This window comes from Actinoplanes sp. NPDC051859, assembly GCF_044452725.1.
Lineage (GTDB): Bacteria > Actinomycetota > Actinomycetes > Mycobacteriales > Micromonosporaceae > Actinoplanes.
Map to the genome: position 1 here is coordinate 452,548 of NZ_JBITBX010000001.1, position 15,288 is coordinate 467,835.

Below are 15,288 nucleotides of genomic sequence, written 5' to 3' on the forward strand. Positions count from 1 at the left end.
GCTCAGGATCGGCGCGACCACGCCGATGAAACTCTCCGTGACTTTTCGACGCCTCGGTGTGATTGCCGGCCTGGTTGCCCTGCTGCTGTCCACTGCCGTACCGGCCCAGGCAGCCACCTCTGGCTGGTGGAAGCCCAAGGCGTCGGCTGCGTTGCGCTGGCAGATCCAGTTCAGTGGCAAGATCGACCTCACCGTCCCCGCGACCGTCTACGACCTCGACGGCGACGCGACGACCGCCCAGCAGATCACCCAGCTCCACCGGCGCGGCGCTAAGGTCATCTGCTACTTCAGCGCCGGCTCGTACGAAGACTGGCGCGCCGACAAGAACCAGTTCCCGGCCGACGTGCTCGGCAAGGACCTCGACGGCTGGCCCGGCGAGAAGTGGCTCGACGTCCGCCGCTGGGACGTCCTCGGCCCGATCATGAAGGAGCGCATGCGGCTCTGCCGGGACAAGGGCTTCGACGCGGTCGACCCGGACAACGTCGACGGGTACGCGAACGACAACGGCGTCGGCCTCACCGCCGCCGACCAGCTCACCTACAACCGGCGGATCGCCAAGGTCGCCCACAGCCTCGGTCTTGCCGTCGGCCTCAAGAACGACCTGGACCAGGTGCCGCAGCTCGTCAGCTCCTTCGACTTCGCGGTCAACGAGCAGTGCGCGTACTTCAAGGAGTGCCACCTGCTCACGCCGTTCGTCAAGGCGGGCAAGCCGGTCTTCGAGATCGAGTACGAGGTGGCCGTGCAGACGTTCTGCGCACCGGCCCGCAAACTGGGCTTCGCCGCGATTCGCAAGAAGCGCAGCCTCAGCGAATGGCGCCAGACCTGCCCCTGACCCGCACAGCACGACGGCCCTCCCGGGGGAGGGCCGTCACATGCGCTCAGCCAGGCCTGGGGATCTCAGCCGCTCGGACCCGGATGGCTTCCTGACACCAGCATCGCCCGCCAGGCTCAAGCCCTCCGCAAGACCGGCTCTGCGGGTCGTCAGGGTTGTTGGCTCTGCGCCCATTCGGCGACCCGGCGGGCGCTTTCCTCTTCGGACAGATCCTCGACCCGGGTCATGACGGACCAGCGGACGCCGAACGGGTCGCGGATGCTGGCGAACCGGTCGCCGGACACGAAGGTGGTCGGCGCTTCGCGAACCGTCGCGCCCGCCGCCACCGCACGCTCGACCACCGCGTCGACGTCCGGGCAGTACAGGCCGATGGAATAGCAGTCCTCGTCGCCTTCCGGAGCTGCGATCAGCCCGTAGCCGGGCATCGGCTCGCCGAGCTGGAGCTGGCCGGCGCCAAAGTCGAGCACCGCGTGTGCCACGACGCCGCCCATCTCGGTCACGTCGACCTGCCGCGCCCCGAAGTTCTTGACGTAGAACTCGATCGCGTCGCGGGCGTTCGCGATAGCCAGAAACGGCGTCAGGCTGGTGGCGCCGTGCGGTGTGCCGTTCGTGGTGTACTTGCCGTCAGCTGCGGGAATGCGTTCTGTCATAAGGCACGATGCTAGGTGTGGCGGACGGCGACGGGCTTGAAGATTCGCGACAGGACGCCCCGCGCGGAGTCCTGTATCCCGCGCGGCTACCCACCTTTGCACGGCTGCCCGCCCCGGCCGGCGCCGCCGAGCTGGTGCGCTGGTTCTGGATCCCGCGGTGGCACCTGCAGCCCGGCCGGACCTCCCGCCAACATGTCATTGCCTATCCCGCCAGCAACCTGGTCCTCTACGCGGACTCGGCGGAGGTCACCGGGCCGACCACCCGGGCGTCGTACCGCGACCTCACCGGCACCGGCTGGGCCGTCGGTGCCCTGCTACGACCCGCGGCGGTGCCGCATTTCCTCGCGGATCCGCAGACGCTGCGCGACGCTTCGGTTCTCGTCGAAGCCCCGGGCCTGGTGCGGCAGGTGCGGGCGAGCATGCCGAGCGATCCGCACACCGCGGTCGCGGACGTGGCTGCCTGGATCAGGGCCGCTGTGGGGTCGCCGTCCGAGGAAGCATTACTGGCCAACACCATGACGGATCTGATCGACGCTGACGCCGACATCCGTACGGTCGAGGACGTCGCCGACCGTTTGTCGGTGTCCGTTCGCACGCTGCAACGTCTGGCTGCCCGCTACGTCGGCCTGCCCCCGCTGGCGATGATCCGACGGCGCCGGTTGCAGGAGGCCGCGGCCCGGCTGCGCACCGATCCCGCGGCGACGCTGGCTGATCTCGCCGCCGAACTGGGCTACAGCGACCACGCGCATCTGGCTAACGAGTTCCGGGCGGTCCTCGGCCTGACGCTGAGCACCTATCGCCGCGACGTGTCCTGACTCAGTACGGATTCCCGGACCCGGGCAACCGACCCCTCAGCACCCCGCCCAGCCGGCCCGGCAGCTCCGGATCGCTGGAAAGCGGCGGACTGTCCGTGTGGGCACGCTCGGCCAGGCCCGCGACCAATTCCTTCAGCGTGTGCACGGCGTCGGTCAGCGGCCGCCAGCCCAGCTCGGCCGCGATCCGGTCACAGGACATCAGGGGCGCCTTCAGCCCCAGCCGCACCCAGCCCGCATCCACCGGTTGCAGTCGCAGCCGCCAACTGAGATCGGCGGCACCGCGCAGCAGGAGGCCCGGCACCGGCACCTCCCGGCCGTGGAAGGCACGGGCGGCGACCGTGGGATCCAGCACCGGCCCCGCCGCCACGTTGAAGGCGCCGCGGACGTCTGCGGTCAGCGCGCGGGCGTACGCGTCAGCCAGGTCGTCGGCATGCACCGCCTGCACCCGCAGTGCCGGGTGGGACGGGATGATCGGGATGCGGCCGTACCGCAGCAGGCGAGCCGGCAGCAGCGGGCCGGCGAAGTAGCGGCCGATCTCGGTGCCGACCTCGCGCTGGAAGATCAGCCCCGGCCGCAACCGGACCACGCGCAGCGTCGGATGATCCGACTCGACCCGATCCAGCAGCGTTTCCACGAGTGCCTTGTGCCGGCTGTACGACGAGCCGCGGATGCCGAACCGCGGGTATTCCTCGGTCACATAGGCGTCCTTGGGGCCGGGCGAGTAGACGCCGACCGACGACGCGTAGACCAGGGTGGGGACCCCCGCGCGCAGCACGCCTTCGACGACGGCCCGGCTGCCCGTGACATTGGTGCGGTACAGCAGGCGCTGGTCGTGGCTGGGCTGAATCTGCCAGGCCAGATGCACCACGGCGTCGGCACCGCGGAACAGCTCGGTCAGCCGGCCGGCCGCGTCCGGGGCGCCGATGTCACAGGAGTGCCATTCCACCGCGTCATACGGCGGTTCCGTGGTGGCGGGCAGCCGCCGAACCACCCCGGCGAGGTCCATCCCGGGCTCGTTGCGCAGCCTCCGCAGCAGGGCCGTGCCGGCGTTTCCGCTCGCTCCGACGATCACCACACGCATAAGGACCGGGGTACCCGGTGGCAAGCCGGTTGAATCTGGTGACCTTGGGTACGCATCGGGCATGAATCTCGTCGTCAACTCCGTCGAGCGCACCCTGGACCTCGATCCGCGCACCACCCTGCTGGACGCCTTGCGCGAACATCTCGGCCTGACCGGCGCCAAGAAGGGCTGCGACCACGGCCAGTGCGGCGCCTGCACGGTGCTGCTGGACGGGCGCCGGGTGAACAGTTGCCTGGTGCTGGCGATCAGCCAGCAAGATGCCCGGGTCGTCACGGTCGAGGGTCTCGGCACCCAGGAGGAGCCGCACCCGGTGCAGCGGGCCTTCCTGGAGCAGGACGGCTATCAGTGCGGCTACTGCACGCCGGGCCAGATCTGCTCGGCGGCGGGCATGCTGCACGAGGTCGCCTGCGGCTGGCCCAGCGCGGTGACCGAGGGCGACGAGGTGACGCTCGACGATGCGGAGATCAGGGAACGGATGAGCGGCAACCTGTGCCGCTGCGGCGCGTACGCCACCATCGTCCCGGCCATCGCCGAGGCGGCCGGCCGGTGAAAACCTTCGCCTACACCCCCGCGACCGATGTGGCCTCGGCTCTGGCCGCCTGGACTGACGGCGCCACGTTCCTGGCCGGCGGTACCAACCTCGTGGACTTGATGAAGCTCGGCGTCGCCACCCCGGACCTGCTGGTCGACATCAACCGGTTGCCGCTGCGCGAGGTGACCGCGCTGCCCGGCGGTGGCCTGCGGATCGGCGCCGGCGTGCGCAACAGCGACCTGGCCGCGGACCCGGCGGTGCGCCGCGACTATCCGGTGCTGAGTCAGGCGCTGCTCGCGGGGGCGTCCGGCCAGCTCCGCAACATGGCTACGACCGGCGGAAATCTGGTGCAGCGGACCCGCTGTCGCTACTTCATGGACATGACCAAGCCGTGCAACAAGCATGAGCCGGGCAGCGGCTGCCCGGCCCGCGACGGCGATCACCGCAATCTCGCGATTCTGGGCGCATCGGAGCACTGCGTCGCCACGCATCCGTCGGACATGGCGGTCGCGCTGGTGGCGCTGGATGCGACCGTCCAGATCAGCGGCCCGGACGGCGAGCGCGAGGTGCCGGTCACCGGCTTCCACCGGCTGCCCGGCGACTCTCCGGAACAGGACACGGTGTTGCGGCCCGGCGAGCTGATCACCGCCGTCGACCTGCCACCGCTGCCGATGGCGCGCCTGTCCGCCTACCGCAAGGCCCGGGACCGGGCGTCCTACGCCTTTGCGGTCGGCTCGGTCGCCGCGGCGGTCGCCGTCGAGGACGGTCACGTCAGCGACGTCCGGCTGGCGTTCGGGGCTGTCGCCCACAAACCCTGGCGGGCGTACGCGGCGGAGCAGTCCCTGCGCGGCCGGCCGGCGACCCGGGCCGAGTTCCTCGCCGCCGCTGACGCGGAGTTGGCCGAAGCGGTGCCGCTCCGCGACAACGCGTACAAGATTTCGTTGATCCGCAATCTGGTGTCGGCTGTGCTGACCCGACTGACGGGGGAGTGCACGTGACCACTACGACGCCGCGGGCGGTCGGCAGTCCGCTTGCCCGGATCGAGGGCCCGGCGAAGGTGACCGGTGCCGCCAAGTACGCCGCTGAGTATCCGGTGACCGGCGTCGCGTACGCATGGGTCGTCCAGTCGCCCGTCCCGCGCGGCACGCTGACGTCGGTGGTGGTGGACCCGTTGACCGAGGCCGACGACGTGCTCGCGGTGCTGTGGCACGGCAACGCGCCGAAGCTGGTGCAGCCGGACGATCCGGAGCTGGCGGTGCTGCAGTCGGACCGGATCAGCTACCGCGGGCAGGCGGTGGCACTGGTCGTCGCCCGTACCTTCGAAGCCGCCCGCAGGGCCGCTCAGGTCGTGCGTCTGGAGATCGACGCCGAGCCGCACGATGCGATCCTGCGCGTGGACCACCCGGAGCTCTACACGCCGGAAACGGTGAACCCGGACTTCCCGGCGGTGACCGAGGCCGGCGACGTCGAGGCCGCGTTCGCCGCGGCGCCGGTCACGGTGGACGTCCGTTACAGCACGCCGGCGTTGCACAACAACCCGATGGAGCCGCACGCGACCATCGCCGTGTGGACCGGCGACGATGAGCTGACGCTCTATGACTCCAACCAGCACCCGCCCGGCGTGGCGCAGGCTGTCGGCGGCGTCTTCGGCCTGCCGGCGGAGCAGGTGCACGTCATCAGCGAGCATGTCGGCGGCGGCTTCGGCTCGAAGGGCACCGCCCGGGCCAACGCCGTGCTCGCCGCCATGGGTGCCAAGGTCGCCGGGGTGCCGGTCAAGCTGGCCCTGCCCCGGCAGGCGATGTTCAGCATGGTCGGCTACCGCACGCCCACCCTGCAACGCATCCGGCTCGGCGCCGAGCGCGACGGCACGCTCACGGCGATCGACCATCAGGCCGTCGAGCAGAGTTCCCGGATTTATGAGTACGCCGAGCAGACGACCGTCGCCACCCGACACATGTACGCCGCCCCCAACCGGCGCACCGGCCACCGCCTGGTCCGCCTCGACCTGCCCACCCCGCGCTGGATGCGGGCGCCGGGCGAGGCACCCGGCATGGTCGGCCTGGAATGTGCGATGGACGAGCTGGCCGCCGAGCTGGGCCTGGACCCGATCGAGCTGCGGGTGCGTAACGAGCCGAAGGCTGAGCCGGAGAGCGGCGTGCCGTTCAGCAGCCGGCACTACCTGACCTGCCTGCGCGAAGGTGCTCGCCGGTTCGGTTGGGCCGACCGGGACCACCGGCCGCGTCGCCGCCGCGAAGGCTCCTGGTGGATCGGCACCGGCGTCGCGGGTGCCACCTATCCGGCCATGGCGATGCCGTCGACCGCCCGGGTCCGTCGGGCGCCGGACGGCTCGGTCGAGGTGGCGATCGCCGCCGCCGACCTGGGCACCGGGGCGCGGACCGTCCTGACCCAGATCGCCGCGGACGAGTTGGGCTTACTACCCGAGCAGGTGCGGGTCCGGATCGGCGACAGCACGCTGCCGAAGGCCTCGGTGGCAGGTGGCTCGTCCGGCACCGCCTCGTGGGGCTGGGCGGTGACCGGCGCCTGCCGCGAGCTGCGCAACTCCGGCCGCGACGAGGCCACCTTTGACACCACCGAGCTGGTCAAGCAGCTGGAGGCGGAGGGTAAACACACATACGGCGCACACTTCGCCGAGGTACGCGTGGACGCCGACACCGGCGAGGTCCGCGTCTCGCGCCTCTTCGGCATGTACGCGGCCGGGCGCATCCTCAATCCGCGGACCGCCCGGAGCCAGTTCATCGGCGGCATGACGATGGGCATGGGCATGGCCCTGCACGAGGAGGGCGTGCTCGATCCGGCGATGGGGGAGTGGGTCAACCACGACCTCGGCGAGTATCACGTGCCGGTGCACGCCGACGTGGAGTGGATCGACGCCGAGTGGATCGACGAGCAGGACGACGAGCTCAATCCGATGGGCAGCAAGGGCATCGGGGAGATCGGCATCGTCGGCTCACCCGCCGCGATCATCAACGCGGTATGGCATGCGACCGGGATCAGGGTCCGGGATCTGCCCGTACGCCTGGACAAGCTGTTGCCGCACCTGGGCGACTGATCGTCAGCTCGTTGCGGGCGCTGTCGCTTCGATGGCGGACAGCAGCAGGTTGATGCCGAACGTGAAGTAGCGGTCGAGGTCGGGTTCGGTGGCGTAGGTGCCCGCGAACGCGATCAGCATGGGGAACTGGTCCTCGGGCAGGCGTTCGAGGCCGAGGCGGCGCTGGCGGCGCCACTCGGCCTCCTCGCCCTTCGGCACCTGCGCCGGGCAGCCGGGCTGCCACGCGACCAGGCCCATCGCGCCGTAGAGCAGGTAGGACGCGGCCCAGTAGGACTCTTCAACGGTGAAGCCGGCCTGGGTGAGCAGGGCCAGTGCGTCATTGGTGGCCCGGGAAAAGCTCTCGGCCTGTTCTTTTTCCACCGAGGTCAGCAGGACCGGCAGGCTCGGGTGTGCCCGCATGACGCCGACCAGGGCTTCGATCATCGCGCGGAGCTGCACCTGCCAGGGGTCCGTCGCGGACCGGTCGGACTGGATGCCGGTGAGTGCGTAGTCGACGATGCCGAGCAGCAGCTCGTCCTTGTTCTTGAAATGCCAGTAGAGCGCCATCGGCGTGACGCCGAGGTCCTTGGCGAGTCGCCGGATGGTTACCGCCTCCGGGCCTTCCTCGTCGCCGAGCCGCAGCGCGTGGTGCGCCACGGCCGCCTTGGTGAGTCGTTCCACTGTCACTTGACAACCATACAACGTACAGGTGTCATGTACGACGTACATGTACGGCGTACGTGTACCTCGTACAAGGGAGAAGCGGATGGGGAACAACCGACGGTGGTGGGCGCTCGTCGCAGTGGCGCTCGGCACCTTCATGACGTACCTGGACAACAACGTGGTGAACGTGGCCCTCCCGTCGATCCAACGGGACCTCGGCCTCACCATGAGCGGCCTGGAGTGGATCGCGAGCGCGTACATCCTGGTGTTCGCCGGGCTACTCCTCGCCGGCGGCCGGCTCGCCGACGTGCTCGGCATGCGCGGCACGTTCTTCGCAGGGCTGGCGGTGTTCGTCGCCGCGTCGGTGGCCGCCGGATTCGCCGGCAGTCAGGAAACCCTGATCGCCGCGCGAGCCGTCCAAGGCATCGGCGCGGCGCTGCTGACACCCGCCTCCCTGGCCCTGCTGCCCGAGCTCTTCCCGGATCCGCGTGAGCGCGGAATGGCGATCGGCGTCTGGGGCGGCGTCGGCGCGCTGGCGCTGGCCGTCGGGCCGGTGATCGGCGGCTGGCTCAGCGAGCACGTCTCGTGGGGCTGGATCTTCCTGATCAACGCGCCGATCGGCGTTGCCACCGCGGTCCTCGGCGCCCTCAGTCTGCCCGCCGGGCGGCGCGCCGGTCGGGGCATCGACCTGCCCGGGTTGGCGACCTCGTCCCTCGCGCTGTTCGCGCTGACGTACGCGCTGATCGAAGGCTCGTCGAAGGGCTGGACCTCCGGCACGATCCTGACCGGCTTCGGGATTGCCGCCGTGGCGGCGGTGGCGTTCGTAGTGATCGAGGCGCGGTCGGCGAACCCGATGGTGGATCTGGCGTTCCTGCGGATGCGGATGTTCAGCGGCGGCCTGCTCGCCATGGGCCTGTGGGCGTTCGGCGTCTTCGGTATCTACTTCTACACCGCCATCTACCTGCAGAGCGTGCTGGGTTTCACGCCCACCGAGGCGGGTGCCGCGTTCGTGCCCATGGCCCTGGTCATGGCTGTGGCCGCCACCCTCGCCCCGCGCCTGGAGCAGCGCTTCGGAGCCGCCCGGACGGTGGCGGGCTCGCTGCTGCTGATGGCGGTCGCGGTGGCCGGGCTGTCCACGTACGGTGAGGGCACGGTCTACCTCGACCTGCTGCCGTGGTTCGTGCTCTACGGCATCGGCGGCGGCCTGATGGTCCCGCTGAACAACGTCATCGTCGGGGCGCTGCCGGCGGGTCGGGCCGGGATCGCCTCCGGGATGCTCAACGTCTCCCGAGAGGTGTTCGGCCTCCTCGGCATCACCATCCTGGGCGCGATCCTGAGCAACCGTTCGGCCGCGGCGACCGGCAGCGAGCTGCACCGCTACCTCGAGGGCTACCAGTTCAGCCTGGTCGTGGCAGCCATCCTGGTCGCGGTCGGTATCCCGGTTGCCCGCTACGCCCTGCGTCCGGAGCGCACGGGGCAGCCCGTCGCCGAGGAACGGGTGCCGGAGCCGGTCTAGCCTCGGTCCCGGCCGCTGTGGGCCGCTCTAGCCGTTCTTCGGCGGGCGCGGTGCGGCCTTGCCGGCGAAGGCGCGGTCGGTCATCCAGGGCAGGGCGGCGGAGGCTGCCATAGCGATGCGGTAACGCCGCGGCACCACGATCCGGCGCCGCGGCTTCCGCAGTGCCTGCTCGATGGCGGCGGCCACGATGTCGGGGCCGGGCAGCCGGTCGGCGTCCCGGGCGTTCATCGCGGTTGCGATGCGGCCCGGCTCGATCAGGGTCACGCTGATCCCGGTGCCGGCGAGTTCACGCCGGACCGAGTCGGTCATGCCGCGCAGGGCGAACTTCGTCGCCGAGTACGCGCCGCCGATGCCGATTTCGCCGGCGACCGAGCCGATGTTGACGATGGCACCGGCACCGGCCGCCCGCATCGGCGGCACGACCGCGCGCATGAGGCGGATCGGCGCGAGCAGGTTGACGTCCACCATGGCGGTGAGTGGCGCGTCCTCGAGCAGGACGGTCTCGGGACCGCTGAGTCCGGCGTTGTTGATCAGCGCGTCGATCGTGCCGGTGACCGCCCGGGCCCGGGTCACCAGTGCTTCGATCGCGGCCGGGTCGCGCAGGTCGGTGGGAACGGCGACGGCGGTGCCGCCGTTCTTCTCGACCTCTGCAGCGACCTCGGTGAGCTCGTCCGCGCGGCGGGCAGCCAGCACGACGGTGGTGCCCGCGCGGCCGAGGCGGACGGCGGTCGCCCGACCGATCCCACTCGACGCCCCGGTCACGATGATGACGCGCATTCGTCCTCCGGCTCGATTCGATGCGATTCGATTCAACCTAGTACAGCCGGTTGCACGGCCGGAAAGCCGAAACGGCGCCGCCGAAGTGGCGACGCCGTTTTCCGTGGCCGGGGAGAACCTATCGCTTGGCGTGGTACGCCTCGACGATGGAGCTCGGGATGCGACCCCGCTCCGACACCTCGTAACCGTTCTTGCTGGCCCACTCGCGAATGGCCTGGTTCTGGTCGCGGGTGGCCCGGCCGGTGCTGGCCGCCGCGCCGCCACGCCGGGTGACCCGCGACTCGGCACTACTGCGGCCGACCCGGGTGGCGGCCGAGAGGTACGGGTCCAGGGCCTTGCGCAGCTTGCCGGCGTTCTTTTCCGACAGGTCGATGGTGTAGTTCACCCCGTCCAGTCCGAATTCGACGGTGCGGTCGGCCTCGCCGCCGTCGAGGTCGTCGGTCAGAAGGGTGATTACCTGCTTGGCCATGATGTAGTCGCTCCTACGGCGGTGCCATTGTCTCGAATAATTTCGCCTATTCATTCTGTCGGTCCGACCGCACCGAAGCAAATTGTCGCCGCGCATGTCGCGAACGGCTACCGACGAAATCGCGGCGAAATCCGTCTCATGGCTGTGCTGGCGGTGGGGCCCGCCAGGGCGGAGTCTGCGAAACTTCTCGGCAACAGTTCAATGGTTCATCAATATGTTGTACGGTGGTGGGAGCGCTCCCAGAAACCTTGTCCCCCGAGGTCCCCACCCCGAGGAGCTTCCATGCGACATGCCTTCCGTTTCCTCACCGCCACCCTACTCGGAGCCGCCGCCGGCCTTACCGCATTCGCGCCAGGCCAAGCCGGACCAGCGGACCCGCAGATCTGCGATCAGTTCGGAACCACCACCATCGCGAACCGATACGTGGTGATGAACAACCGCTGGGGCAGCAGCGCCGAACAGTGCATCAATGTCACCGGCGATGGATTCACCATCACCAGTCAGCAAGGCATCGGCAACACGTCCGGGGCACCCGTGTCGTACCCGGCGGTCTACTACGGCTGCCATTACGGGAACTGTTCCCCGGGCACCAATCTGCCGCGCCGAGTCGGTGCGATCACGCAGGTGACCAGCGGTATCTCGTATGCGTACGTGAGCGGTGCCACCTATGACGCGGCGTATGACATCTGGCTCGATCCCACGCCGCGGCGCGACGGTGTCAACGCCATGGAGATCATGATCTGGTTCCATCACCAGGGCGCCATTCAGCCGATCGGTGCCCCGGCCGGCACCGCCACGATCGGCGGTCGCACCTGGACGGTCTGGCAGGGCAACAACGGCGCCAACGACGTCATCTCGTACGTCGCCCCGGCGCCCATCACCGGCTGGACGTTCAGCGTCCTCGACTTCATCGACGACGTACAGGCCCGCGGAAAGATCACCGACGACTGGTATCTCACCAGCCTCCAGGCCGGGTTCGAGCCCTGGATCGGCGGCGCCGGCCTGGCCGTCACCGACTTCTCGGCGGACGTGGTCTAGGCCGGTGTGGTCTCGTCCGCGTGCGGGCCGCGGGGCTTCGGGGCAATCGGGATCAGCCGTAAGGCCCCCGGCGCGTGCGCGGGCACCGCGGGTGAACGAGGCGGCACCGGCGTCACGCGCTCGTACGCCGCACCGAGCGCCGGCCGCGCGTCCGCCTCACCCTTGTTGGGCCACAACGACATCGCCCGCTCGGCCAACGCGGTGATGGTCAGCGACGGGTTGACCCCCAGGTTGGCCGGGATCACCGAACCGTCCGCGATGTGCAGGCCCGGATAGCCGTGCACCCGCTGGTACGGGTCGACCACCCCGGTCTGCACCGACTCGCTGATCGTGGCGCCGCCGAGGATGTGCGCGGTCATCGGGATGTCGAACACGTCCCCGAGCGCGCCGCCCGGCTGGCCGCCGATCTCCTTGGCCATCCGGCGGACGGCGTCGTGGCCGACCGGGACCCAGGTCGGGTTGGCGGGACCGTGGCCCGGTCCGGTGGTCAGCCGGCCGCGCCGGGTGCGCCGTACGGTCAAGGAATTGTCCAAGGTTTGCATGACCAGCGCGATGATCGTGCGGTCGCTCCACCGCCGGTTGGACAGCGACCGCAGCAGCATCACCGGGTGACGCAGCGCCTGGCCGAGGAACCGCATCGGCCGCGGCACCTTGCCGCCGCCGTCGACCAGCAGCGTGGTCAGCATGCCCATCGCGTTGCTGCCCTGCCCGTAGCGGACCGGCTCGATGTGGGTGACCTCGTCCGGGTGGAACGACGACGTGATGGCGACGCCCTGCGAGAACGGCTCGGCCGGCACCTTCATGGTCTGCGCGCCGAGCAGCGCTTCCGAGTTGGTGCGGGTCAGCGAGCCCAGCCGCTGCGACAGTTTGGGCAGCACACCGGTGTCGCGCATCTTGTGCAGCAGTCGTTGCGTGCCGAGCGCGCCCGCGGACAGCACGACCTGCTGCGCGGTGAAGACACCCTTCTTCGTCTCGACCCGCCAGCCGTCCGCCACCGGCTGCAGCTTCGTCACTTCGGTGTCCGGGTGCACCACGGCGCCCTTGCGCTCGGCCAGGTAGAGATAGTTCAGGTCGAGCCGGTTCTTGGCGCCCGACCGGCAGCCGATCATGCAGTCGCCGCACTCCGAACAGCCGGTCCGATCCGGTCCGGCGCCGCCGAAGAACGGATCCGGCACGGTCTTGCCGGGCTCACCGAAGAAGACCCCGACCGGCGTACGGCGGAAGGTGTGCCCCACGCCCATGTCCTTGGCGACCGCCTCCACGACCCGGTCGGACGGGGTCATCGACGGCTGCTCGGTCACGCCCAGCATCCGGGACGCCTGGTCGTAGTGCGGCTGCAGCTCGCTGTGCCAGTCCGTGATGCCCGACCAGTGCTCGTCGTCGAAGAACGGCGCGGGCGGCTGGTAGAGCGTGTTCGCGTACACGAGGGAGCCGCCACCGACGCCCGCCGCGGAGAGCACGACGATGTCCTTGAGCAGGGTGATCCGCTGGATACCGCGCAGGCCCAGCGCGGGCGCCCAGAGGAACGCGCGCAGGTCCCATGAGGTCTTCGGCAGCGTCTGCGGGGTGTACCGCCGGCCGGCCTCGAGCACGCCGACGCGGTACCCCTTCTCGCTCAGCCGCAGCGCCGTCACGCTGCCACCGAATCCGCTGCCCACGACGATGACGTCATAGTCGGTCATGGGTCCCACTTCACCACGTTCAAGTGTGTTACACCAGGGGCCGATCTGTCTCACTTCGATGTCAGCGGCGGTACTGCGCCGGTGAGCCCTTCGTGGCCGGGTCCTCGTACGCCCCCGGGCGGCCTCGGTCCACGTGCCAACTCGTCAGGGTGCTGACCGTGGCGGCCGGGTCGGCGCGGTCGGCCACCACGCGCAGTCGGGTGGTCCAGCGCTGCGGGGTCACCTCGTACAGGTCGTGGCCGTAGCGGTTGCCCTCGAAGTACTGCAGGTGCGGGTTCGCGGCGCCGAGCAGCGGCCCGTTTGTCGCGTTCCAACTCGCCGAATACGCGCTCGAGGTGGCGGAGTGGGCAACGAACTCCGTACCGATGACCGGCGCGCCCGGATTGTCGAAGTCGGGCCGGATGTCCTGGACGAAGGCGCTGTGCCAGTCGCCGGTGATCGTGACGAAGTCCGGGCCGCCCGAGGTTCGGACGTGGTGCAGCAGCTCCGCTCGCTCGGCCCGGAAGCCGTCCCACTGGTCGGTGAACATGAAGCCGCCCTGCGGCGCCCGCTGCTGGCTGAGGAAGATCGAGTTGATCCAGCACTGCCAGCCCGCACCGCGGCCGCTGATCCGCTGCTTCAGCCACGCCTTCTGCGTCGCGCCCAGGATCGTGCCGTCGGCCAGGTTCTGCGCCGAGCGGTGCTGCCGCAGGTCCAGCACCACCAGTTCGAGCAGGTCACCCCAGTGCCGGTTGCGGTAGATCCGCGGATCGGGCAGGGCGGTGTCGGCGCCTTCGAGGCGTAAAGGCATGTGCTCGTACCAGCCCTGGTAGGCGGCGGACCGGCGAGCGACGAAGGTGGCCGCGCCGCGCGACCCGGAGTAGTCGTTCACGACCTCGTGGTCGTCCCAGGTCAGATAGAACGGGTGGGCGGCGTGCAGGGCGCGCAGCAGCGGGTCGCCCTTGTAGAGCGCGTGCAGTTTTCGGTAGTCGGTCAGCGTGGTGGCGACGCCGAGCTCGGAGCCCTCGTACACGTAGTCGCCCAGGTGGACCACGAAGTCGAGCGCGTCATCCGCGGCCAGGTCCCGCATGCCGGGGTATTCGCCGGACTGGTAGTTCTGGCAGTTGAGCGACGCGAACCGGACGCGGCTGACTGCGCCAACCGGGGCGGTCTTGGTGCGGCCCGTCCGGCTGACCCGGCCCAGCGCGGCGAATCGGTACCAGTAGCGCCGACCCGGCTGGAGGCCGTCGGCGACCACGTGCACGCTGTGCCCGAGCAGGGCGGACGCGGCGACCGATCCGGCGGCGACCACCGTCGTCATCGCCGCGTCGGTGGCGACGGCCCAGTCGACCTGCACGATGTCCGGCAGCGGCTGCACGTCGGCCAACGGTTCCGGAGCGAGCCGGGTCCACAGCAGCACGCTCGTCGGCAGCGGATCGCCCGACCCGACGCCGAGGGTGAACGGCGCCGCATCCCAGGAGGCGCCGAGAGCGGCTGCGGCGGCGTGCGCGGCCCGCGGCCCCAGGCCTTCGGTGAGCGGCCAGGCGGCTACCGCGCCGGCGCCGAGGGCGGCCCGCAGCAGAGTACGACGGTCGACGCGCATCACCGGCCGCCCGCCGTGAGGACGAGCGAGATGTCGTCGGCGTAGCCGTCGTTGGCCGTACCGCCGTCGCGGGTCATGAGCAGCACCACCCGGGCGAGCCGGCTCCCCGGTGGGACGGTTCCCGAACCCGAGCGGGCCAGCAGGCCCGTGACACTGCCGCGCTGGGTCGCGGTCACCGGTCCGAGGACACTCAAAGCCAGGGGTGCGCCCGTGGCGGACAGGAACTCCAGCGAGAGCCGCGCCCCGTCGTCCTGGCCCGCGTACCCGCCGAGCCAGCCGGTGAAGTCGAAGCGGGTGGTCCCGGCGTCGATCTGCGCCGGATCCGGCAGAGTGACGACCTGCGTCAGCCGGGTCAGCGCCGAGTTGCCGCCGGTGAGGAAGTTCCGTCCGCGGTCCTGGGGCCCGGGTCCGCCTGCGGTCGGATAGCCCGGGGTGCCGTACGCGACGACCGCGGCGGTGCCTTCCGAGGTCGTCCAGCCGGTGACCGCCGACGGCTGGCCCGTGCCGCCGGGGTCGCTCTCCGCTCCGCCGTTGGCGATCAGATTCGGGGTCCGCGTCATGCCTGTCAGTACAGTGTCAGGCAGTGAACTACGTCAATATAG

The 15,288-nt window shown here is 70.2% G+C and carries 14 protein-coding genes and 1 pseudogene; 7 read left to right on the forward strand and 8 right to left on the reverse strand.

What is annotated here, in order from left to right; all coding sequences use genetic code 11:
- Window positions 1-37: 37 nt before the first annotated feature.
- Complete coding sequence (locus ACIA1L_RS02100) at window positions 38-832, forward strand: endo alpha-1,4 polygalactosaminidase (protein ID WP_396070510.1); 795 nt, start codon at window positions 38-40, stop codon at window positions 830-832.
- A gap of 149 nt (window positions 833-981) precedes the next feature.
- On the opposite strand, the gene ACIA1L_RS02105 is transcribed toward ACIA1L_RS02100, so the two are convergent.
- Window positions 982-1,482, reverse strand: coding sequence for a VOC family protein (locus ACIA1L_RS02105; RefSeq protein ID WP_396070511.1), 501 nt, complete (start codon window positions 1,480-1,482; stop codon window positions 982-984).
- A 71-nt stretch (window positions 1,483-1,553) separates the two neighbouring features.
- Here ACIA1L_RS02105 and ACIA1L_RS02110 point away from each other — a divergent pair, with 71 nt between their 5' ends.
- Window positions 1,554-2,297 (forward strand): helix-turn-helix domain-containing protein, encoded by a 744-nt coding sequence (locus ACIA1L_RS02110; RefSeq protein ID WP_396070991.1) that lies wholly within the window; start codon window positions 1,554-1,556, stop codon window positions 2,295-2,297.
- Window position 2,298: 1 nt separating this feature from the next.
- Here the strand turns inward: ACIA1L_RS02110 and ACIA1L_RS02115 are convergent, their stop codons facing one another.
- On the reverse strand, window positions 2,299-3,378 hold the full coding sequence (locus ACIA1L_RS02115) for an NAD-dependent epimerase/dehydratase family protein (protein WP_396070513.1): 1,080 nt from the start codon (window positions 3,376-3,378) through the stop codon (window positions 2,299-2,301).
- Between the two features lie 61 nt (window positions 3,379-3,439).
- Here ACIA1L_RS02115 and ACIA1L_RS02120 point away from each other — a divergent pair, with 61 nt between their 5' ends.
- Genes ACIA1L_RS02120 through ACIA1L_RS02130 form a run of 3 tightly spaced genes read left to right on the forward strand, consistent with a single transcriptional unit; the run spans window position 3,440 to window position 6,980 of the window.
- Window positions 3,440-3,928, forward strand: a complete 489-nt coding sequence (locus tag ACIA1L_RS02120) for a 2Fe-2S iron-sulfur cluster-binding protein (protein ID WP_396070514.1) — start codon at window positions 3,440-3,442, stop codon at window positions 3,926-3,928.
- The gene (locus ACIA1L_RS02125) at window positions 3,925-4,908 is read left to right on the forward strand and encodes an FAD binding domain-containing protein (RefSeq protein WP_396070516.1); all 984 of its coding nucleotides are present in this window, start codon (window positions 3,925-3,927) and stop codon (window positions 4,906-4,908) included. The genes ACIA1L_RS02120 and ACIA1L_RS02125 overlap by 4 nt, the downstream gene beginning before the upstream one ends.
- A complete protein-coding gene (locus ACIA1L_RS02130; protein WP_396070518.1) occupies window positions 4,905-6,980 on the forward strand; it encodes a xanthine dehydrogenase family protein molybdopterin-binding subunit in 2,076 nt (691 codons plus the stop codon). Before ACIA1L_RS02125 ends, ACIA1L_RS02130 begins: the two co-directional genes overlap by 4 nt.
- Window positions 6,981-6,983: 3 nt before the next feature.
- Here the strand turns inward: ACIA1L_RS02130 and ACIA1L_RS02135 are convergent, their stop codons facing one another.
- Window positions 6,984-7,646, reverse strand: coding sequence for a TetR/AcrR family transcriptional regulator (locus ACIA1L_RS02135; RefSeq protein ID WP_396070520.1), 663 nt, complete (start codon window positions 7,644-7,646; stop codon window positions 6,984-6,986).
- A 79-nt stretch (window positions 7,647-7,725) separates the two neighbouring features.
- On the opposite strand from ACIA1L_RS02135, the gene ACIA1L_RS02140 reads away from it, so the two are divergent.
- A complete protein-coding gene (locus tag ACIA1L_RS02140) occupies window positions 7,726-9,138 on the forward strand; it encodes an MFS transporter (RefSeq protein WP_396070522.1) in 1,413 nt (470 codons plus the stop codon).
- A gap of 27 nt (window positions 9,139-9,165) precedes the next feature.
- Here the strand turns inward: ACIA1L_RS02140 and ACIA1L_RS02145 are convergent, their stop codons facing one another.
- Complete coding sequence (locus ACIA1L_RS02145; protein WP_396070523.1) at window positions 9,166-9,915, reverse strand: SDR family NAD(P)-dependent oxidoreductase; 750 nt, start codon at window positions 9,913-9,915, stop codon at window positions 9,166-9,168.
- A gap of 118 nt (window positions 9,916-10,033) precedes the next feature.
- Window positions 10,034-10,384 (reverse strand): Lsr2 family protein, encoded by a 351-nt coding sequence (locus tag ACIA1L_RS02150; protein ID WP_396070525.1) that lies wholly within the window; start codon window positions 10,382-10,384, stop codon window positions 10,034-10,036.
- 282 nt (window positions 10,385-10,666) lie between these two features.
- Here ACIA1L_RS02150 and ACIA1L_RS02155 point away from each other — a divergent pair.
- Window positions 10,667-11,416, forward strand: a pseudogene (locus ACIA1L_RS02155) (glycosyl hydrolase family 5); the annotation flags it as partial.
- A 2-nt stretch (window positions 11,417-11,418) separates the two neighbouring features.
- On the opposite strand, the gene ACIA1L_RS02160 reads toward ACIA1L_RS02155, so the two are convergent.
- From ACIA1L_RS02160 to ACIA1L_RS02170, 3 genes are all read right to left on the reverse strand, one after another.
- Entirely contained in the window at window positions 11,419-13,104 is a 1,686-nt protein-coding gene (locus ACIA1L_RS02160; RefSeq protein WP_396070526.1) for a GMC oxidoreductase, read from the reverse strand.
- Window positions 13,105-13,165: 61 nt separating this feature from the next.
- Window positions 13,166-14,686, reverse strand: a complete 1,521-nt coding sequence (locus ACIA1L_RS02165; RefSeq protein ID WP_396070528.1) for an alkaline phosphatase D family protein — start codon at window positions 14,684-14,686, stop codon at window positions 13,166-13,168.
- Window positions 14,686-15,246: a hypothetical protein gene (locus tag ACIA1L_RS02170; protein WP_396070530.1), complete on the reverse strand. Its 561-nt coding sequence runs from the start codon at window positions 15,244-15,246 to the stop codon at window positions 14,686-14,688. The genes ACIA1L_RS02165 and ACIA1L_RS02170 overlap by 1 nt, the downstream gene beginning before the upstream one ends.
- Between the last annotated feature and the right edge of the window lie 42 nt (window positions 15,247-15,288).